At 72.9% G+C, this 19,932-nt stretch carries 16 protein-coding genes; 11 read left to right on the forward strand and 5 right to left on the reverse strand.

The window, feature by feature from the left end:
• Nucleotides 1-66: 66 nt before the first annotated feature.
• Nucleotides 67-1,383 (reverse strand): gephyrin-like molybdotransferase Glp, encoded by a 1,317-nt coding sequence (glp, locus tag ACIBK8_RS10580; protein WP_399041346.1) that lies wholly within the window; start codon nt 1,381-1,383, stop codon nt 67-69.
• 4 nt (nt 1,384-1,387) lie between these two features.
• Nucleotides 1,388-2,290: a UTP--glucose-1-phosphate uridylyltransferase GalU gene (gene galU, locus ACIBK8_RS10585; RefSeq protein ID WP_393683260.1), complete on the reverse strand. Its 903-nt coding sequence runs from the start codon at nt 2,288-2,290 to the stop codon at nt 1,388-1,390.
• Nucleotides 2,291-2,371: 81 nt separating this feature from the next.
• Between galU and ACIBK8_RS10590 the strand changes: the two genes are divergently transcribed.
• Nucleotides 2,372-2,965, forward strand: a complete 594-nt coding sequence (locus ACIBK8_RS10590) for a 5-formyltetrahydrofolate cyclo-ligase (protein WP_399041347.1) — start codon at nt 2,372-2,374, stop codon at nt 2,963-2,965.
• Between the two features lie 203 nt (nt 2,966-3,168).
• Here the strand turns inward: ACIBK8_RS10590 and ACIBK8_RS10595 are convergent, their stop codons facing one another.
• On the reverse strand, nt 3,169-5,886 hold the full coding sequence (locus tag ACIBK8_RS10595) for a penicillin acylase family protein (protein ID WP_399041348.1): 2,718 nt from the start codon (nt 5,884-5,886) through the stop codon (nt 3,169-3,171).
• A gap of 188 nt (nt 5,887-6,074) precedes the next feature.
• On the opposite strand from ACIBK8_RS10595, the gene ACIBK8_RS10600 reads away from it, so the two are divergent.
• From ACIBK8_RS10600 to mscL, 5 genes are all read left to right on the forward strand, one after another.
• Nucleotides 6,075-7,670, forward strand: a complete 1,596-nt coding sequence (locus ACIBK8_RS10600) for a potassium/proton antiporter (RefSeq protein WP_399041652.1) — start codon at nt 6,075-6,077, stop codon at nt 7,668-7,670.
• A gap of 331 nt (nt 7,671-8,001) precedes the next feature.
• Nucleotides 8,002-9,345 (forward strand): MFS transporter, encoded by a 1,344-nt coding sequence (locus ACIBK8_RS10605; protein ID WP_399041349.1) that lies wholly within the window; start codon nt 8,002-8,004, stop codon nt 9,343-9,345.
• Between the two features lie 68 nt (nt 9,346-9,413).
• Entirely contained in the window at nt 9,414-9,770 is a 357-nt protein-coding gene (locus ACIBK8_RS10610; RefSeq protein ID WP_393683267.1) for an FmdB family zinc ribbon protein, read from the forward strand.
• Nucleotides 9,771-9,856: 86 nt separating this feature from the next.
• Nucleotides 9,857-10,690, forward strand: coding sequence for an S-methyl-5'-thioadenosine phosphorylase (locus ACIBK8_RS10615; protein WP_399041350.1), 834 nt, complete (start codon nt 9,857-9,859; stop codon nt 10,688-10,690).
• Between the two features lie 709 nt (nt 10,691-11,399).
• Nucleotides 11,400-11,891, forward strand: a complete 492-nt coding sequence (mscL, locus tag ACIBK8_RS10620) for a large conductance mechanosensitive channel protein MscL (protein ID WP_399041352.1) — start codon at nt 11,400-11,402, stop codon at nt 11,889-11,891.
• Between the two features lie 67 nt (nt 11,892-11,958).
• Here the strand turns inward: mscL and ACIBK8_RS10625 are convergent, their stop codons facing one another.
• Both ACIBK8_RS10625 and ACIBK8_RS10630 read right to left on the reverse strand, forming a co-directional pair.
• On the reverse strand, nt 11,959-12,210 hold the full coding sequence (locus ACIBK8_RS10625; RefSeq protein ID WP_399041354.1) for a hypothetical protein: 252 nt from the start codon (nt 12,208-12,210) through the stop codon (nt 11,959-11,961).
• Between the two features lie 91 nt (nt 12,211-12,301).
• Nucleotides 12,302-13,978 (reverse strand): alpha/beta fold hydrolase, encoded by a 1,677-nt coding sequence (locus tag ACIBK8_RS10630; RefSeq protein ID WP_399041355.1) that lies wholly within the window; start codon nt 13,976-13,978, stop codon nt 12,302-12,304.
• Nucleotides 13,979-14,089: 111 nt separating this feature from the next.
• Between ACIBK8_RS10630 and ACIBK8_RS10635 the strand changes: the two genes are divergently transcribed.
• The 5 genes from ACIBK8_RS10635 to ACIBK8_RS10655 are packed head-to-tail and all read left to right on the forward strand — an operon-like array spanning nt 14,090 to nt 19,931.
• Nucleotides 14,090-15,409 (forward strand): ATP-grasp domain-containing protein, encoded by a 1,320-nt coding sequence (locus tag ACIBK8_RS10635; RefSeq protein WP_399041356.1) that lies wholly within the window; start codon nt 14,090-14,092, stop codon nt 15,407-15,409.
• The gene (locus tag ACIBK8_RS10640) at nt 15,406-16,287 is read left to right on the forward strand and encodes a hypothetical protein (protein WP_399041357.1); all 882 of its coding nucleotides are present in this window, start codon (nt 15,406-15,408) and stop codon (nt 16,285-16,287) included. Before ACIBK8_RS10635 ends, ACIBK8_RS10640 begins: the two co-directional genes overlap by 4 nt.
• On the forward strand, nt 16,284-17,471 hold the full coding sequence (locus ACIBK8_RS10645) for a PLP-dependent cysteine synthase family protein (protein ID WP_399041358.1): 1,188 nt from the start codon (nt 16,284-16,286) through the stop codon (nt 17,469-17,471). The genes ACIBK8_RS10640 and ACIBK8_RS10645 overlap by 4 nt, the downstream gene beginning before the upstream one ends.
• On the forward strand, nt 17,468-18,691 hold the full coding sequence (locus ACIBK8_RS10650; RefSeq protein ID WP_399041359.1) for a mandelate racemase/muconate lactonizing enzyme family protein: 1,224 nt from the start codon (nt 17,468-17,470) through the stop codon (nt 18,689-18,691). Before ACIBK8_RS10645 ends, ACIBK8_RS10650 begins: the two co-directional genes overlap by 4 nt.
• Nucleotides 18,675-19,931, forward strand: a complete 1,257-nt coding sequence (locus ACIBK8_RS10655; RefSeq protein WP_399041361.1) for an MFS transporter — start codon at nt 18,675-18,677, stop codon at nt 19,929-19,931. Before ACIBK8_RS10650 ends, ACIBK8_RS10655 begins: the two co-directional genes overlap by 17 nt.
• Nucleotide 19,932 lies beyond the last annotated feature (1 nt).

Consider the following 19,932-nt stretch of genomic DNA (forward strand, 5'->3'; position numbering starts at 1 on the left):
CCTGACTGCCGCCTGTGCGACGACACGGTACCCCCGGCGGGCGGCGGTCAGGGCCGGAGAGCGGCCCTACCCGAGCAGGACGACGTCGACGGTGCTGCCCGCGGCCACCTCCGTGGTGTCCTCGGGCACGACGATCAGCGCGTTGGCGTGGGCGAGTGCCTTGATGAGGTGGGAGCCGGGGCCGCCGACGGGGGTGACCGTGCCGGCGTCGGGGTCGTAGGCGCCGCGCAGGAACTGGCGGCGTCCCTCGGGCGACGAGGTGATGGCGTCGGTGCACTGTGCCGGGGTGGTGGGGCGGTGCACGTCGGGCAGGCCCATCAGGGCGCGGATGGCGGGGCGGACGAACAGTTCGAAGGAGACGTAGGAGCTGACGGGGTTGCCCGGCAGGGCCAGCAGCGGGATGCGGTCGGGGCCGATGAGGCCGAAGCCCTGGGGTTTGCCCGGCTGCATGGCGAGCTTGCGGAACTCGACGGTGCCCTCTTCGGCGGAGAGGTCGGTGAGCGTCTCCTTGACCACGTCGTACGCGCCGACGCTGACGCCGCCGCTGGTGACGAGGATGTCGGCCCGGATGAGCTGGTCCTCCAGGGCGGCGCGGAGGGTGTCGGCGTCGTCGGCGACCGCGCCGACGCGGTAGGCGATGGCTCCGGCGTCCCTGGCCGCCGCGGTGAGCTGGAAGCTGTTGGAGTCGTGGATCTGGCCGGGGCCCAACGGCTCGCCCGGCTGGACCAGTTCGCTGCCGGTCGACATGACGACGACGCGGGGGCGGGGGCGGACCCGTACCGTGCCGCGGCCGATGGCGGCGAGCAGGCCGATCTGGGACGGGCCGATGACGGTGCCGGCGCGCAGTGCGGCCTCGCCGGCGCTGACGTCGCTGCCCTGGGCGCGGATGTGGGCGCCGGCGGCGGCCGGGCGGTGCACGCGGACCTCGCCCGTCGCGCCATCGGGTGCCGCGCTGTGCGCCCGCATGCCGTCGGCGGGGCCCCGGCCGCTGCCGCCGTCGGTCCATTCGACGGGGACGACGGCCTCGGCGCCGGGCGGGAGGGGCGCGCCGGTCATGATGCGGGCCGCCTCCCCGGGGCCGACCGCGGGGAGGTCGCCGCTGCCCGCCGCGACGTCGCCGATGACGGTGAGCGTGGCGGGGAACTCCTCGGTGGCGCCCGCCACATCGGCGACGCGGACCGCGTAGCCGTCCATGGAGCTGTTGTCGAAGGGCGGCAGGGCCACCGGGACGGTGACGTCCTCCACCAGGACGCAGCCCTGGGCGTCGAGGAGTTGCAGCTCGATCGGCTCCAAGGGGTGGATCTTGGAGAGGACGTCGTCGAGGTGGTCGGCCACCGACCAGACGCGGTGCTGGTGGCTGGTCCGGTCGGTGGTGCCGCTCAAAGCCCTACAACTCCTCGGTGACGTAACTCCGCAGCCAGGTCCGGAACTCCGGGCCCAGGTCCTCACGTTCGCATGCCAGTCTGACAATGGCACGGAGGTAATCGCCACGGTCGCCGGTGTCATAGCGGCGGCCCTTGAAGACGACGCCGTGCACGGGACCGCCCAGGGACGGCTCGGCGGCCAGTGCCTGGAGCGCGTCGGTCAGCTGGATCTCGCCGCCGCGGCCGGGGTCGGTCTTGCGCAGCACGTCGAAGACGGCCGGGTCCAGGACGTAGCGGCCGATGATGGCGAGGTTGGAGGGTGCTTCGGACGGGGCGGGCTTCTCGACCAGGTCGGAGACCACGACCACGTCGTCGTCGGCGGTGGGGGCGGTGGCGGCGCAGCCGTAGAGGTGGATCTGCGCCGGGTCGACCTCCATGAGGGCGATGACGGAGCCGCCGTGCTGTTCCTGCACCTCGACCATGCGCTGGAGCAGCGGGTCGCGCGGGTCGATGAGGTCGTCGCCGAGGAGCACCGCGAAGGGCTGGTCGCCGACGTGCGGGGCGGCGCACAGGACGGCGTGGCCCAGGCCCTTGGGGTCGCCCTGCCGGACGTAGTGCATGGTGGCGAGGTCGCTGGATTCCTGGACCTTGGCGAGGCGGGATTCGTCGCCCTTGCGGTGCAGGGCCTCTTCCAGCTCGTAGTTGCGGTCGAAGTGGTCTTCCAGCGGGCGCTTGTTGCGGCCGGTGACCATGAGGACGTCGGAGAGCCCGGCGGCGGCGGCCTCTTCCACCACGTACTGGATGGCGGGCTTGTCGACGACCGGCAGCATCTCCTTGGGTGTGGCCTTGGTGGCGGGGAGAAAGCGGGTACCGAGGCCGGCTGCCGGGATGACAGCCTTGCTGATCCGAGTATGCGATGGAGTCATGCGCAGAACGATAACCGGCCCATTGGTAAAGACCATCAGCGTCCGGTGAATACTGCCTGAGAGCGGGAGCAAGGCCACACGGTGAACACGGACCACGATAGGAAACACAGGTTGCGGCGGCGTCTCCTGGAGGTGAGGGGCGCGTTGCCCGCCGATGTCGCGGCGGTGGCCGCCGCCGGTCTCGCCGACCGCGCGCTGGGGCTGCCTGAGCTGGCGGACGCGGGCACGGTCGCCGCGTATGTGTCGGTGGGGCGCGAGCCGTCCACCCGCGCGCTGATCGACCGGCTGCGGGACGCGGGCAAGCGGGTGCTGCTGCCGGTCCTGCTGCCCGACAACGATCTGGACTGGGCCGCGTACGAGGGGGCCGACCGGCTGGTGAAGGCCGGGCGGGGGCTGCTGGAGCCGGCCGGTCCGCGGCTCGGACCGGCGGCGGTGACCGAGGCGGACGTGGTACTGCTGCCGGGTCTGGCGGTGGACCGGCGCGGGATGCGTCTGGGGCGCGGGGGCGGCTCGTACGACCGGGTGCTGGAGCGGCTGGAGCGGGCCGCGGTGCATCCGGTGCGGGTGGTGCTGCTGTACGGCGGTGAGGTGCTGGAGGAGGTTCCGGCGGAGCCGCACGACCGGCCGGTGGATGCGGCGGTGACGCCGTCGGGGGTGCACCGGTTCGTGGCGTAGCGGGCGGGACCGTACACGATCCTGCGCGGTGCGGTGGCGGTCCGGCGGCGGTTCGACGGCGGTCCCGGGGCCGCCGTCGATACGCCGCGTAACGATCCGCCGGCGAACCCGCGGCGAAATTGGCCGAAATCCGATGGCCGGAAAACGACCCGGCCTCCCGCCGCCACGGGGGCGGAGGGAGGCCGGGCGGGGCCGCCATGAGGTCACGGCGTCAGCGTCAGGGTGTCCTTCGTGCCCTTCTTGACGGCGTCCTCGCCGAAGGCCCAGGGGAGCAGTTCGCCCTTGGCCCACTTGTCGGTCTGGTCGTAGTAGTGGGCGTCGTAGGCGTGGCCGGATGCGCCGGTGAGGTTGATCCAGCGGGACTTGTCGAGGTCGGCGAGGTTGACGACCATCCGCATGGAGGGCACCCAGGTGACGCCGTAGCCGCCGGACGCGTTCCAGCCGGTGGCGTTGACCGCGGCCTCGCCGCCGCCGACGTTCCAGGGGCCGCGGTTGAACAGGCCCTGGAGGATGCCGGGTCCGTCGGTGCCGAGGGTCTGGTTGTTCAGGAACATCTGGTGGAGGCGGCCCCAGCTCCAGTTGTCGATGTTCTTGCCGAGCTTGGCGGTCAGCTCGTAGCGGGCGTCCTTCATGGCGTGCGCGAGGAGCTGGTCGCGGTTCTTGTCGCCGGGGTGGCCCGGACGGTCCTCGGTCTTCCACCAGTCGTTGGTGGGGTCGTCGATGATCTTGCGGACCACCTCGTACCAGCGGTCGCCGCCGTCGGGCTGGGCCATGTCGGGGGCGCGCTCGCCGCATTCGCGCACGAACTTGTCGAGGTCGTCGGCGGGGCCGGTCTCGCTCGCCGGGCGGACGTTGAGGCACTGGCCCTCGACGCGCAGCTCCTTGGGCATCTTGTTGCCGAAGGCGAGCTTGAGGAGGTTGCGCCAGACGCCGTTGAAGTACGCGGCGGCGGCGGAGTCGGGCTCCTGGGTGAAGTCCCAGCCGTCCAGCAGCTGCTGGGCGTCGCGGACGTACTTGTCCTTGATGTCGATCTTCGTCAGGTAGGGCGTCAGCAGCCGGGCGATCTCGCTGCTGTTGTCCTGCTGGAAGCTCTGCATGTCATCCGTGGAGACCTTGCCGCCGTCCTTGATCTTCGACTGGATGAGGTCGTTGATCCGCTGGCTGCGGGCGCCGTAGCCCCAGTCCTTGGTGAGGAGGTAGGGGTACTTGTCCTCGTCGATGACGGCCTGGTTGGCGGTGACGATGTAGCCGCGGTCGGGGTTGTACTCCCAGGGCAGGGCCTGCTGCGGGATGACGCCGGTCCAGCGGTACTTCTTGTCCCAGCCGGGCGCCGGGAGGGTGCCGTCGCCCGCGCCGCGCACCGGGATCCGGCCGGGCGCCTGGTAGCCGATGTTGCCCTTGGTGTCGGCGTAGATGAGGTTCTGGGACGGGACCTCGAAGTGGGCCGCGGCCTTGCGGAAGCTCGTCCAGTCCTTGGCGCGGTTCAGCTCGAAGACGGCGTCCATGGACTTGCCGGGGTCGAGTGCGGTCCAGCGCAGCGAGATGGCGTAGCCGTCGCCGCGGTCAGGTGCGGCGTTGCCGACGGGCGCCGACTTGCCGACGGTGGCCAGCTCGTCGTCCCGGTCGGAGACTATCGGCCCGTTGTTGGTGGAGCGGACGGTGATCTGGCGGCTCGGCCCGTCGGCGACCTTGATGGTCTCCTTGCGGGTGAGGAACGGCCGCTGCTTGCCGTCGAAGAGGTAGCCGTCGGTGTTGATCTTCTCCAGGTAGAGGTCGGAGACGTCGGCGCCGAGGTTGGTCATGCCCCAGGAGATGTCCTGGTTGTGGCCGATGACGACGCCCGGCATGCCGGAGAAGGTGTAGCCGGAGACGTCGTAGCCGCACTTGGGTCCTACGGTGCGGCAGTGCAGGCCCATTTGGTACCAGAGCGAGGGCATCTGGGGGGCGAGGTGCGGGTCGTTGGCGAGCAGCGGCTTGCCGGTGGTGGTGTGGTCACCGGAGACGACCCAGGAGTTGGAGCCGATGCCGTTGCCGTTGGGGCCGAGCAGGGCCGGGATCTCGTCGAGGCTCTTGGAGAGCGAGGAGAGCTGGGACTGGAGGCCCTGGGTGGCGCCGACGCCGGTGCCGTTCTGGGTGGCGGGGGCGGTGCCCTTGGGGTCGAACTCCTTGGTGACCGGGTTGACCGCGCCGCCCTGGACGATCGGCTTGTTCCGCTTGTACGGGTACGCCGGGTACAGCTCGGCGATCTGCTTCTCGCTGAGGCGGCTGGTCATCAGGGAGCGGTCGATCTCTTCCTGCATGTTGCCGCGCAGGTCCCAGGCCATGGCCTTGAGCCAGGCCACCGAGTCGACGGGGGTCCACTTCTCCGGCGTGTAGTCGTTCTGGAAGTCCAGTGCCGCGTACTCCAGGGACAGCGCCGAGCCCTTGTGGTCCTTGAGGTAGGAGTTGACACCGGCCGAGTACGCCTGGAGGTACTTCTTCGTGCTCGGCGACAGCTTGGTGTCGTATTCCTTCTGCGCGACCTCGTGCCACCCGAGGGTGCGCAGGAACGAGTCGGTCTTGACCTGGTCCTTGCCGAACATCTCCGAGAGCCGGCCGGACGTCATGTGCCGCCGGACGTCCATCTCCCAGAAGCGGTCCTGGGCCTGGACGTATCCCTGGGCGCGGAAGAGGTCCTCGTCGGTGTCGGCGTAGATCTGCGGAATGCCGTTGGCGTCCCGCTTGACCTCGACCGGGTCGGACAGGCCCGCGAGTTTGAGCGAACCGGTGGTCTGCGGGAGCGAGGCGCGCACGGTGCTCACGCCCCAGAACGCGCCGAAGGCAATGCCCGCCACGAGCAGCAGCACGACCGTGATCGCTACGAGACGGCCGCGCCGTCCCTTCTTCTTTTTGGGGGCCGGACCGGACTTGTTGGCGGGCATCTCTGTCCTTCGAGGGGCAGGGTGGGAGTGCTGGAGCAACCATAGGCGCACGGCTCCGGCGACCCCTACGCGGAGTCACCACCGGCGCATCCGACATTCAAGCAATGGTAAATTGTTAGTCTCAGTAACTAGATACGGTAAGGAAAAGCCTCACTCCGGCTCCGGCACGCGCGCGGAAGGACCAGCTCCTGTCTGTCGACCACCTCAACCAACTCCTGCTGATCTGCTCGCTGGTACTGCTCGTCGCGGTCGCCGCGGTACGGCTCTCCTCGCGCAGTGGGCTCCCCAGCCTGCTCATCTATCTGGGGATAGGCGTCGCCATAGGGCAGGACGGCCTCGGCGGCGTGGTCTTCGACAACGCCGAACTGACCCAACTGCTCGGCTACGCCGCCCTGGTCGTGATCCTGGCCGAGGGCGGCCTCGGCACGAAGTGGAAAGAGATCAGACCGGCGCTGCCCCGGGCGGCGCTGCTCTCGACGTTCGGCGTCGCGGTGAGCGTGGGGGTCACCGCGGCCGGAGCGCACTACCTCGCCGGCCTTGAATGGCGCCAGGCGCTGCTGATCGGCGCCGTGGTGTCCTCCACGGACGCCGCGGCGGTGTTCTCCGTGCTGCGCTCGGTGCCGCTGCCGTCCCGTCTGACCGGTGTGCTGGAAGCCGAATCCGGCTTCAACGACGCCCCGGTGGTCATCCTCGTCGTGGCGTTCTCCACGGCGGGCCCGGTGGAGCACTGGTACGTCCTGCTCGGCGACATCGCCCTGGAGCTGGCGATCGGCGCCGCCGTCGGCCTGGCGGTCGGCTGGCTCGGCTCGTACGGCATGAAGCACGTGGCGCTGCCCGCGTCCGGCCTGTATCCGATCGCCGTCATGGCCATCGCGGTCGCGGCGTACGCGGCCGGCGCCCTGGCGCACGGCTCCGGCTTCCTCGCCGTCTATCTGGCCGCGATGATCCTGGGCAACGCCAAGCTGCCGCACTCGGCGGCGACCCGGGGCTTCGCCGAAGGGGTCGGCTGGATAGGCCAGATCGGCATGTTCGTGCTGCTCGGCCTGCTGGTGACGCCGCACCACCTCCTCGACGACATCGTGCCGGCGCTGGTGATCGGCCTGATCCTGACGATCGTGGCCCGGCCGACATCGGTGTTCCTGAGCCTGCTGCCGTTCCGGGTGCCCTGGCGGGAGAAGACGCTGCTGTCCTGGGCCGGGCTGCGCGGCGCGGTGCCCATCGTCCTGGCCACCATCCCGATGGTGGGCAAGGTCCCCGGCAGCGAACGCGTCTTCAACATCGTCTTCGTCCTCGTCGTCGTCTACACCCTCATCCAGGGCCCGACGCTGCCCTGGCTGGCGAGGCGGCTGCGGCTCGGCGACGACGAAGAGGCCGCCGACCTCGGGATCGAATCGGCGCCCCTGGAGCGGCTGCGCGGCCATCTGCTGTCCACCTCGATCGGCCCCTCGTCCCGGATGCACGGGGTCGAGGTCGGCGAGCTGCGGATGCCGGCCGGTGCCGCCGTCACCCTGGTCGTACGGGACGGCACGAGCTTCGTGCCCGCGCCGTCGACGGTGCTGCGGCGCGGCGACGAGCTGCTGGTGGTGGCCACGGACCCGGTGCGCGACGCGGCGGAGAAGCGGCTCCAGGCGGTGTCGCAGGGCGGCAAGCTGGCCGGCTGGCTCGGCACCGGCGGCGCGGAGCCCGCGGGCGGCCCGCGCCCGGCCGCCCGCAGGTCCAGGGCGGGTGCCGCCCGCCCCGCCGCCCCGCGCGAGCACGGCGCCGGAAAGCGGCTGCACCACTGACCGCGCCCCGGGGTGGCCGCTCTCGCACGCCGCCCCGGGATGTGCGGTAAATCTCCACCGGTCCCAAGGAGAACCGCGTGAAGCCCTGGGCCGTCCCAGGGCTTCACCGCGTTCCGGCCTGTAGGATTCAACCGGCACATTTACGAACCCACTCTGCCTGAAGCAGAGCTGGCGCGACCGCTCGGCGGCCGCGGTCCCCCTGCCCTGTGCAGCCACCCTCCCGGTGCGGACCACGCGGTATCACTCGGTCCCGCGCGAGAGGACAGCTCTCGGCGCGTTACCCGTGACGATCTCGCGGCTGCGCGCTACCAGGCAGCGGAAAGGCCCGGCCGTGGCATCCGCGGTCCAGGACTCCCGTCCCGGTTACGGACAACTGCTGCGCACCCCCGGTGCGTGGACCTTCCTCCTGCCCGGCTTTCTGGCCAGGCAGCCCTTCGCGATGCTGACCATCGGCATCGTGCTGCTCGTCGAGCACACCACCGGCTCCTACGGCACCGCGGGCGCGGTGTCCGCCACGACCGGTGTCGCCATGGCCCTGTTCGCCCCGCAGAGCGGCAAGCTCGCCGACAGGTTCGGCCAGCGCGCGGTGCTGCTGCCCGGCGTCCTGGTGCACGCGGCCGGCGTCAGCGCCCTGATCGCCCTCGCCCTCGCACACGCGCCCCTGTGGGCGCTGCTCGCCGTGGCCGTCCCCACAGGCGCGTCGACCCCGCAGGTCGGCCCGATGGTGCGGGCGCGCTGGGCGTCGCGGCTGGGCGGCAGTCCGCTGATGCCGACGGCCGCCGCCTTCGAGTCGGTCACCGACGAGTTCACCTTCGTCGTCGGCCCGGTGCTGGCCACCGCCCTGTGCACCGGAGTGCACCCGGCGGCCGGACTGATCGCCGAGGCCGCCCTGACGCTGGCCGGCGGGCTGCTCTTCGCCTCCCAGCGGCGCAGCCAGCCGCCGGTGCACCGGACGCACGCCGGTGGCGCGCCGCCCGTCTCCGCGCTGTCGGTCCCCGGTGTGCGCGTCCTGATCGTGGCGTTCCTCGGCATCGGCTGCGTCTTCGGCGGCATGCAGGTCACGCTGACCGCCTTCACCCAGGACATCGGCCGCCCCGGTATCAACGGCGTCCTCTACGGGATCTTCGCGGCCGGCAACATGCTCGCGGGCGTGGCCTGCGGCGCCATCGCCTGGAAGGTCGGCCCGCGCCGCCGGCTGCTGGTCGCCTACGGGCTGCTGGCGCTGGCCACCACGCCGCTGTGGGCCGTCACCGCGGTGCCGCTGCTGGGCGCCGTCGGCCTGGTCGTCGGGCTGTGCATCGCCCCGGCGCTGATCACCGGCTACACGCTCGTCGAGTCGCTGGTGCCCGCGGGCGCCCGCACCGAGGCGTTCACCTGGCTGACCGGCTCGGTCGCGCTGGGCCAGGCCGCCGCGGCCACCGCCGCCGGCCAGCTGGCCGACCGTTACGCCCCGAGCACCGGCTTCCTGGTGCCGCTGGCCGGTACCGTGCTGGCGCTGACCGTGCTGCTGGCGCTGCGCGCGCATCTGCTGCCGCGTTCCACCGGCCGGATCGTGACTCCCGCCACGGGGGACGCGAGCGCGGACGACGGCCTGCGGGCGGCGACCTGCGACGGGCCGTCCGAGGGCGGTGCGGAGCGTGGGGTCGGTCACCGTACGACCGCCACAGTGGACTGACGGGCCGGAATACTGCACTATGGATCGTCGTTAGCACTCATCGAGTGAGAGTGCCAGGAGGAAGTCAAGTGCCGACCTACCAGTACCAGTGCACCGAGTGCGGCGAGGGCCACGAGGCGGTGCAGAAGTTCACCGACGACGCGCTCACCGAGTGCCCCAGCTGCAACGGACGCCTCAAGAAGGTGTTCTCCGCGGTCGGCATCGTCTTCAAGGGATCCGGGTTCTACCGCAACGACAGCCGCGGCTCGTCGTCCAGCAGCAGCCCCGCGAAGTCCGGCTCCACGACGGCCGCTTCGGACACGTCGTCGTCCTCTTCGGGCTCCGACGCGAAGTCGTCGTCCTCGACGTCCGACGCCAAGCCGGCGTCCTCCTCGACGTCGTCCAGCAGCACTTCGGGTTCCAAGAGCAGCAGCTCGGCAGCCTGACCCCACACCTCACGGACCCCGCCGTCGCAACCGACGGCGGGGTCCGGCGCGTTCGCACGGCCGACCGCCCCGATAGTGTGCACGGCATGGCTGACGCGGAGATTGGCGTTATCGGCGGATCGGGCTTCTACTCGTTCCTCGACGACGTGACCGAGATCACGGTGGACACTCCCTACGGGCGCCCCAGCGATTCCCTGTTCCTGGGGGAAGTGGCGGGCCGCCAGGTCGCGTTCCTGCCGCGGCACGGCCGCGGACACCACCTGCCGCCGCACCGCATCAACTACCGCGCCAACCTGTGGGCGCTGCGGTCGGTCGGCGTGCGCCAGGTGTTCGGCCCGTGCGCCGTGGGCGGGCTGCGCCCCGCATACGGGCCGGGCACGCTGCTCGTCCCCGACCAGCTGGTCGACCGCACCAAGGCCCGCGTCCAGACCTACTTCGACGGCGAACCGCTGCCCGACGGCAGCGTCCCGAACGTCGTCCACCCGACCTTCGCCGACCCCTACTGCCCCGCGGGGCGCGCCGCCGGGCTCGCGGCGGCCCGCGGCCGGGACTGGGACGCGGTCGACGGCGGCACCCTCGTCGTCATCGAGGGCCCGCGCTTCTCGACCCGTGCGGAGTCGCAGTGGCACGCAGCCCAGGGCTGGTCCGTGGTCGGCATGACGGGCCACCCCGAGGCCGTGCTCGCCCGTGAACTGGGGCTCTGCTACACGTCGTTGGCGCTGGTCACGGACCTGGACGCGGGCACCGAGACCGGCGAAGGCGTCTCCCACCACGACGTCCTGGAGGTCTTCGGCCAGAACGTCGGGCGGCTGCGGGAGGTCCTCTTCGACGCGGTCGCCGCGCTGCCGGACTCCGCCGACCGCGACTGCCTGTGCACCCGCGCCCTCGACGGCTGGGACCTGGGCATCGAGCTGCCGTAGGGCGCGCCGTCCGGGGGCGTCCGGGGGCGTCCGGGGGCGGTTCCCCCTCACGGGTGGCGGAGTTGTCCACACCCCGCGGGGCCGTCCACAGGCCCGCACGGCGGCGGGGAAATGCAGGCACGGTGGTGATCGCCGGGTCCGTTTCCTCCACCGCAGGCGGTGATCACCGTGTCCTTCCCCGCGCCCCGCACGTCGCATCCGCTCCCTTTACCCCCGCCTCTCTCCGCGGGCGTGCCCGTCGCCGCCCTTCCCGCCCCCGCTCCATGTGACGTCCCGCACTTCGCCCCGTTGCGGATCAGGGGCGCGCGGCACCGGTGGCGGCGCTCCTCGCGGCGGCGTCTGCTGGCCGCCGGGCTGGCGATGGCCGCCGCAGCGTGGGCCTGTGGCGCGTTCCAGGACACCGGACGGGCCGCACCGGCGGCCGGCTGCCGGGCCACGACGACGCCCGGGGAGCGGTAACCCATGGCGCAAGATCGAGTTGTGTCCGCTTCGTCCGGACGCGTAACTTTTGGGGTCGGCGGGATTGTTGCCGCGTCGTTCCGAGGGTGCTCGCCCTCCGTCGCCGGCATCGCCGTATCGATCCGCACTGACGCTCTGGTCGATCGCTGGTTCGTGTTGCGCGACTGGACACCTCTCCCCCGCCTTGACGTAAGTTGCGGTGCTGATTGTTGGTGCACCGCCCGTACCGAACGTGGAAAGAGGCTGACTGGTGAGCGACGAGAACAAGGGCGTCCTCCAGGGATTCAAGGAATTCCTGATGCGCGGAAACGTCATCGAACTCGCGGTCGCGGTGGTCGTCGGTGCGGCGTTCACGAACATCGTGAACGCCGTGGTCAAGGGCGTGATCAACCCGATCATCGGCGCCTTTGGTTCGCAGAACCTCGACAACTACAAGGCGTGCCTCACCACGTGCACGGTCGACAAGAAGGGCGAGTTCACCGACGGGATCTACATCCTGTGGGGCTCGGTGCTCAGCGCCGCGCTGACCTTCCTCATCACCGCAGCGGTGGTCTACTTCCTCATGATCCTTCCGATGAACAAGTGGAAGCAGCGCCAGGAAGCCAAGAAGCCGGTGGACGACACCCCGGCGGACCCGACCGAGGTCGAGCTGCTGGCGGAGATCCGCGACGCGCTGATCGCGCAGCGCAACGGCTCCTCGTCGTCGAACGGCACGGTCATCACGCAGAAGCAGTCGCAGTAGCAGGACCGCCGCAGCGTCCTGCGCCGCCCCGCCGCCTCACTCAGAGGTGGCGGGGCGGTTGTGCGTCTCAGAGGTGGTGGGGCGGCTTCTCGTCGAGGAAGCGGGCGAGGTCGGCGGCGCCGCCTGAGGCCGCGGGGCGGTCGCCCCAGCCCCGGTCGGTGTCGTCCGACGACTGCTGGTTCAGCGGGTCGTCGAAGATCAGAGCCGCCTTGCGGCGCGCGGCGGGAGCGGGCGCGTCGGCTTCGGGGGCGCCGGTGGGTGTGGCCCCTGGGCTCTCGGGAGCGGGGCCTGCCGGGTCGGGTGCGGGGGTGTTGCTCACCTCTTCAGGGTACGGCCGCGGGGGTGGCCGTCGTCCGGCGGCGGCCCGGCCGGGCGGAACGGGCCGCCGGGCCTTCCGTCGCGGGTGTCCGTTACGGGAGTCCGGGCCCCGCGCAGCGGAGGTCGGTGGCGGGCACGGTTCCTTCGACGAGGTAGCCGGCGACCGTGTCGTCCACGCAGGCGTTGCCGCGGCTGGCGAAGACGCCGTGCGAGTAGTCGTTGTCGAGGGTGATCAGGCGCGAGCCCGGGAGGGTGCGGCGCAGCGCGCGGGCGCCGGCGGCCGGGGTGACCGGGTCGTGGGCGGAGGAGACGAGGAGGACGGGCGGTGCCTGGGGGCTGCCGAGTGGAGTGCGTCGGGCGGGCCTGTGGTGCCAGTAGGCGCAGGTGGTGGCTTCGAGGCCGGTGAGCAGCGGCAGCGGGTCGGTGCGGCGCAGTGCGCGGATGTCGGCGAGCACGGTGCGCGGGTCGGGCCCGGGTCCGTCGGCGCATTTCACGGTGCGGTTGGCGGCTTCGTAGGTGCGGGACGCGGGCGCGGTGAAGTCGTCGGCAGGCCGGAGCCCGGCGGCGGTGCCCTCCTGGAGGTAGCGGCGCAGGCCGTCGCCGAGCGGGGCCCAGCGTTCGGTGCGGCCCAGCGCGCGGTAGACGGCGCGGTCGAAGGCGGCAGGCCCGAAGCCGTGGTCGGGGTGGGCGGCCAGGGCTTCGCGGACGCGGGTGTAGGAGGCGCGTACGGCGCGCGGGGTGGCGCCGAGCCGGTAGCGGGCGGGATCGCGGGCGAGCCGGGCGAAGAGGGTGTCGCGCTGCCTGAGCAGGGCGCGGGCCTGGCGGACGTCGAAGTCGTGCCAGTCCCAGGGGCCGACGACGCTGTCGAGGACCATACGGTCGATGCGGTGGGGGTGGGCGGCGGCATAGGCGGCGCCGAGGTAGCTGCCGTAGCTGACGCCGAGGTAGCTGAGGGCGGGTTCGCCGAGGGCGGCGCGCAGGTCGTCCATGTCGTCGGCGGTCTCCGCGGTGGAGAGGTGCGGCAGCGCGGCCCCGACGCCGTGGGCGCAGTCGTCGGCGAGCGCCTTGAGGGTTTGCAGGTGGGCGCGTTCGGCACGGCGGTCGCGGGGCACCGGGTCGGCGCCCGGGGTGTCGAAGAGGCCGCCCATGGGGCCGCAGTCGACGGGGGCGCTCGCGCCGGTGCCGCGGGGGTCGAAACCGATGATGTCGTAGGCGCGGCGCACCTGTTCGGGCAGCTTGGCGCGCTTGGTGACGGCGTAGGGGAGGCCGGAGCCGCCGGGTCCTCCGGGGTTGACGAGGAGGATGCCGCGACGTTCGGCGGGGGTGCCGGTGGCGCGGACCCGGGAGACGGCGATGCGGAGGTGCGGGCCGTCGGGGCGGGTGCGGTCGAGGGGAACGACGAGTGTGCCGCAGTCGACCCGGGCGGGCGGCTCCGGCGCGGGCACGGAGTCGGGGCAGGCACCGAAGGTGAGGGGGGCGGGGTGGGCATTGGCGGTACGAGCCTCGGCGGGGTGGGTGTTGGCGGCGCGGGCTCCGGGTGCACCGCCCCCGGCGGCCGTCAAGCCCACCGCCACACCGGTCCCCCGAGTCGTCGGCCCCATCGGTGCACCCGGCTCGCCTGCCGCCACACCCGCCGCCGCAACGGCCAGGAAGCAGCCAACTCCGGCTCCCACGGCGGTGGTTCGGCGGCGGATGAGGTGCAGGGCCGGCAGTGGGCGGGGGTGGCTGGGTATGGGCACCGGAGGCTCCAGGTGGGCAAGGTCGAACATGACAATGAAAATGATTATCGATACCGTGGGGATTCGGTCAACACGGGTCCGCGGCCCCGGGGGCTTCCCTCGGCCTGCCCGGATCCCTCGGCACGGCAGCGATGGGGAGTCATGGGGCATCTGTTGATGGTCGAGAGCTGGGTCGGTGCGATGAGCAGGCTGCTGCCACGTGCGATCGCCGAGGCCGGGCACACGTTCACGTTCCTCACCCGCGATCTGCACCACTACCTGCGGTCGGCACCCGAAGGGGTCGCCCATCCGCTGCTCGGCGCCCGCAATCTCGTCACCGCCGACACCAACGACCTCTCCGCGCTGCTCCCGCAGGCCGAACGGCTGCACGGAGCGCTGCACTTCGACGGCGTGCTCAGCTCCTGCGACTACTACCTGCCGACGGTGGCGGCCATCGCCGGACACCTGGGGCTGCCAGGACCCGCGCCGCAGGCCGTCGCCGCCGCCTGCCGCAAGGACGAGACCCGGCGCACCCTGCGGGCCGCCGGCGTGCCGGGGCCCCGCTTCGCGGTCTGCGACGGGTTCGTCGCGGCGGCGGTCGCGGCCCGCGAGATCGGCTATCCGCTGGTGTTCAAGCCGGTGGACCTGTGCGCGGGGATGTTCGTGCGGCGGATCGACGACGAGCGGGAGCTGGCCGCCGCGCACCGCGCGCTGGACGCCTTCCCCGTCAACGCGCGCGGTCAACAGCGTTCGCCCGCCGTCCTGTTGGAGGAGTTGCTGGAAGGGCCCGAGGTCAGCGTCGAGACCGTGTCGTACGGCGGGCGCGCCCACGTCATCGGGGTCACCGACAAGAGCGTGGGCGGTGCGCCCGGCTTCATCGAGACCGGCCACATGTTCCCCGCGGGGCTCGCCGCCGATGAGACGGAGGCGGCGGCGCGCACCGCGGTCGACGCGCTGGAGGCGCTCGGCCTCGACCAAGTCGTGGCGCACACCGAGATCAAGCTCACGGCGTCCGGCCCCCGGGTCGTCGAGGTCAATCCGCGGCCCGCGGGTAACCGCATCACCGAACTCGTCCGGCACGTCACCGGCATCGACCTGGCCGCCGCCTGCGTGGACCTGGCACTGGGCCGGGAGCCGGAACTGGAGCCGCGTGAGACCGGCGTACCGAGCGCGGCGATCGGCTTCCTGCTGCCGGCGGCCGACGGCGTGCTCACCGGGTACGACCTGGCGGGGGACGGCTCCCACCCGGAAGGTGAGAGCGAAGTGCCGGACGTGACGGCCGAGTTGGAGAAGGCGCCCGGCGTCCTGGAGGTGCGGCTGGCCGAGCCGGGCACACGGGTGCGGGCCACGGTCGACAACAACGGCTACCTGGGCCACCTCATGGCCTCCGGTGCCGCCCCCGGTTCCGGCCCCGGCGACGCCCGTACGCGCGTCGCGTCGCTGCTCGCCCCGGTCAGGCCGCGCGTGGTGGCGGGCCGATGAGCACCCCGCCCGCGACCACCACGGCCGCCTCGCCCACGACCGCCACGGGCCGTGCCCCGCTCACCGGATGGTCCGATCCCGATGCGCTCCAACAGGCCGTGCTCGACGGCGGGTTCGGTCCTGATCCGCGGAAGCTGCGGATCTCCACGGCCTTCGCCACCACCCAGGCCGTACGGCACGACGGGCGGGCCGGCGGCTACCGCAACGAGGTGCTCAGCCTGCGTCTCGGCGCGGCCGTCGGGTCGTGCGCGGCCGAGCCAGGCGCGCTGCCGGACGCGGCCGTGGCGGACGCCGTCGGCACGGACGTGGCGACGCTGCTCGGCCACCGGCTGCCGGTGGTGCGGATCGCCGCGCTCGACGCGTACCTGATGCACTGCGCGCCGCACGACCCTGAGCACGGGGCGCGGCCGGTGCCGCTGCCCGCGGGTTCCTCGCTGGAGAAGTCACGGGCCAGGGCACGGGCCGTCGTGGAACTGCTGGTGCCCGCGGTGCCCGCCGGGGCGCGGGTGCTGGTCGTCGGCGTCGTCAACTCGCTGCTCGAAGCGCTGCGTTCGTGCGGCCTGCGGTATGTGCCGTGCGATCTGAAGGGCGGCGTGACGGAGTGGGGCGAGCCGGTGGTGACCGACGCCCTGGCCGCCGCAGCGGACTGCGATGCGGTCCTCGCGTCGGGGATGACCCTCGGCAACGGGAGTTTCGGCCCGCTGCGCGCGCTCGCCGCCGGCCGCGGGCTGCCGCTGGTGCTGTTCGCGCAGACCGGCAGCGCGGTACTGCCCCGCTTCCTGGGCGCGGGGGTGCACGCCGTGTGCGCCGAGCCGTACCCGTTCTTCTGGCTCGACGGCGGCCCGGGAACCGTCCACCGCTACGGAGGAATCCGATGAACGCCCTCACCTCAGCCCCGCCGTGTACCGGCACCGCCGACGGCGGCCCGGCGGTGCACGGCGGCGGCCCCGGCGCCGGTGCGCACCTGCTGCGTCTCGTCGGCCGTACGCCGCTGGCGCGGATCGGCGGCGAACTGCCCGCCCCGCACCCCGGGTTCTGGGCGAAGCTTGAGGGGCACGGCGTGGGCGGCATGAAGGCACGCGCGGCGGTGTCGATGCTGCTGGGCGCGCGGGAGCGGGGCGAACTGCGGCCGGGCGCGCCGGTGGTGGAGTCCACGTCCGGCACCCTCGGCGTCGGCCTGGCCTTCGCGGGCCAGGCGCTCGGCCATCCCGTCGTCCTGGTGGGTGACACCGAACTGGAGCCGTCCATGCGCCGGCTGCTGCGCGCGTACGGTGCCAGGCTCGATCTGGCGGACCGGCCGGCCGCGCAGGGCGGCTGGCAGGCCGCGCGGCTGACCCGGCTGCGCGCGGTGCTGGCTGAGCTGCCCGGCGCGTACTGGCCCGATCAGTACAACAACCCCGACAACAGGGCGGGTTACGCGTCGCTGGCCGCCGAGATCACCGCCGAGCTGCCGCATCTGGACATCCTGGTGTGCAGCGTCGGCACCGGCGGGCACAGCGCCGGGATCGCGGAACCGCTGCGCAGGCACTGGCCGCGGCTGCGGCTGATCGGCGTGGACGCCACCGGCTCGACGATCTTCGGGCAGCCCGCGCGGCCCCGGCTGATGCGCGGGCTCGGCAGCAGCATCCAGCCGCGGAACGTGGCCTACGGCGCGTTCGACGAGGTGCACTGGGTGGGCCCGGCCGAATCCGCCGACACCTGCCGGCGGCTGGCCCGTACCAGCTTCGTCAGCGGCGGCTGGAGCACCGGGGCCGCAGCGCTGGTGGCGGCCTGGGCGGCGCGGGTGCACCCGGGCGCGGTGGTCGCCACGGTCTTCCCCGACGGGCCGCACCGCTACCTGTCGTCGGTCTACGACGACGACTTCACCACCGCGCACGGCGTGGACTGCGCGAGCGCCCGCACCCGCCCCGTCGAGATCCCGCACCCGCGCGCCGCCGAGGCCACCGGGTGGATGCGCTGCACGACGGTGATCGACCCGTGCGCGCCCGCAGGCCAGGCCGCCCCGCCCCGCTCCGGCGCTTCCGTACCGCCGTCATCGCCCTCGCAGGAGGCCCCCGCGTGAAGACCACCGTGCGCACCACGCGCCTCGAACTCGCCGAGCCGCTGCGGATCTCCCGCGCCACGATGGCGGCCAGGGACGCGGTCTGGCTGACCGTGGAGCGGGGCGGCCTGCGCGGCCACGGCGAGGCGGTGGCCAGCGCCTATTACGGCCTGGACGCGCGGACGCTGGTGCGGCTGCTGCGCGAGGCGGCCACCGCGATCGCACGGTGCGGCGACCCGGAAACCGCGCTCGGCGCCGTACGGGCCGGTGAGCTGCCGGGGCCCGGCACCCCGCCAGCGGTGCTCTCGGCCGTCGAGTCGGCGCTGCTCGATCTGGCGGGCAAGCGGGCAGGCACCGCCGTGCACCAGCTGCTGGGGGCGCCGGCCCCGCCCGCAGCGGCGACCGCCCGCACCATCGGCATCACGTCCCCCGCGCGGGCCGCGGTGCTGGCCGCCCGGCTCGCCGACAGCGGCTTCACCCTCATCAAGGTCAAGGCGGGCGCCACCGACCCCGATGAGGACCTGGCGCGGATCCGCGCGGTGCGGGAACACGCCCCGGAGGCCGTCGTGCTGGTCGACCCGAACGGCGCGTGGAGCGTCCCGCAGGCCGACGCGCTGCTGCCGCGCTGCGCGGAGCTGGGGGTGGCCGCCGTGGAACAGCCCCTCGCGCCGGGCGACCCGGAGGGGCTTGCCGCGCTCGCGGCCCGTTCGCCGCTGCCGGTGATCGCCGACGAGGACGCGGTGTCCTACGAGGACGCGCGGCGGCTGGCCGGGCGGGTGCAGGGCATCAACGTCAAACTCGCCAAGTGCGGCGGGGTGTTCGCGGCCCTGCGGATCGCCGAACTGCTCGCCGGCAGCGGCACCGACCTGATGCTGGGCTGCCTGACGGCCAGCACGCTGGGCATCGCACCGGCCGTCCATCTGGTGCACCGGGCCCGCTGGGTCGACCTGGACGGGCACCTGCTGCTGGCCCGCGACCCGTGGACCGGCATCGGCGGCACGGACGGCACGGTCCGGGTCAGCGACCGGCTCGGCCTGGGCGTCCGCCCCCGTACGCCGGGGGCAGGGGCCGCCGCGCTCTCCCGGGCCACGTCCGCCGCTTCCCCATCCACGTCCGCCACTTCCTCGTCCGCTTCCGCCACTGCCCCGTCCGCTCCCACCGCCGCCCCGTCCGTATCCGTCGCAGGCCGCGCCGCAGCGGCCCGCCCCAGTGAAAGGCCGCGCCGTGCAGACCTGGCGTGAGATGCGGAAATTCCCGCTCGCCAGCCGCCTCCTGCTGGTCAACCAGCTCGGCGTGAACACCGGCTTCTATCTCCTCATCCCCTACCTGGCCACGCATCTGGGCGACGACCTGGGCATGTCGGCGGCGGTGGTCGGCATCGTCCTGGGGGTGCGCAACCTCAGCCAGCAGGGCCTGTTCCTGATCGGCGGTTCGGCCGCCGACCGGCTCGGCGCCCGCCGGGTGATCATCGCCGGGTGTGCCCTGCGGACGCTCGGCTTCGCCCTGTTCGCGCTGGGCGACGGGCTGCCCGTGCTGCTGGCCGCGTCCATACTCAGCGGGCTCGCCGGAGCCCTCTTCAATCCGGCCGTACGCGCCTACCTGGCGCAGGAGGCGGGCGACCGCAAGGCGGAGGCGTTCGCGCTGTTCAACGTCTTCGCGATGACCGGGGCGCTGGTGGGGCCGCTGCTGGGCAGCGCACTGCTGCTCGTCGGGTTCCGGGCCTCCGCGGTCACCGCTGCCGTGATCTTCGCGCTGCTGACCGTCGCCCAGGCCCTGGTGCTGCCGGCCCGCGAGGTGGAGCCCGCGAAGTCCAGCGTGCTCGGCGACTGGCGCGAAGTGGTCGGCAACCGCGCCTTCCTGGCCTTCGCGCTGGCCATGGTCGGCATGTTCACCATGGAGAACCAGCTGTACCTGCTGCTGCCCGACGGGGCGCGGCACGCCACCGGCTGGGCGGGCGCGGCCGGGCTCGTCTTCCTGACCGGGACGCTCGCCAACCTCACCCTCCAACTGCGGGTCACCCGGGCGCTCAAGGCCCGTGGCACCCGGGGCCGCTGGATCGCCGTGGGGCTGGCCCTGATGGGCCTCGCCTTCGTGCCGCCGATGGCGGTGGCGGGCGCCGGGCACCCGGACGGCACGGCCGCCTCGCTGCTCGGGCTGCTGCCGGTGCTGGCCGGCACGCTGCTGCTCTACCTCGGCGTGATGATCGCCCAGCCGTTCGTGATGGAGCTGATACCCGACTTCGGCCGCCCCGAGCTGACCGGCACGTACTTCGGGGTGTTCTACGTCGTGTCCGGCGTCGCCGCCGCGGCCGGCAACGCGCTCGTCGGCTGGGCGATGGACGCCGGCGCCACCCATCGCACGCCCTGGCTGCCCTGGGCCTGCTGCCTCGCGTTCGGCCTGCTCTCGGCGGCCGTCGTCGCCCGGCTGCGGACCCTGCCCGAACGGGCCCCCGCACCGGCTCCCGTGACGGTGGCGGCCTGAT

This window comes from Streptomyces sp. NPDC050161 (genome assembly GCF_044460025.1).
Taxonomy (GTDB): domain Bacteria; phylum Actinomycetota; class Actinomycetes; order Streptomycetales; family Streptomycetaceae; genus Streptomyces.

Bases quoted from the DNA above. Each gene is read 5' to 3' on its own strand.
- ACIBK8_RS10635 (WP_399041356.1), top strand. From the start codon at position 14,090: ATGGGGCATCTGTTGATGGTCGAGAGCTGGGTCGGTGCGATGAGCAGG.
- ACIBK8_RS10640 (WP_399041357.1), top strand. From the start codon at position 15,406: ATGAGCACCCCGCCCGCGACCACCACGGCCGCCTCGCCCACGACCGCC.
- galU (WP_393683260.1), bottom strand. From the start codon at position 2,290: ATGACTCCATCGCATACTCGGATCAGCAAGGCTGTCATCCCGGCAGCC.
- ACIBK8_RS10615 (WP_399041350.1), top strand. From the start codon at position 9,857: ATGGCTGACGCGGAGATTGGCGTTATCGGCGGATCGGGCTTCTACTCG.
- ACIBK8_RS10645 (WP_399041358.1), top strand. From the start codon at position 16,284: ATGAACGCCCTCACCTCAGCCCCGCCGTGTACCGGCACCGCCGACGGC.
- ACIBK8_RS10595 (WP_399041348.1), bottom strand. From the start codon at position 5,886: ATGCCCGCCAACAAGTCCGGTCCGGCCCCCAAAAAGAAGAAGGGACGG.
- ACIBK8_RS10630 (WP_399041355.1), bottom strand. From the start codon at position 13,978: ATGTTCGACCTTGCCCACCTGGAGCCTCCGGTGCCCATACCCAGCCAC.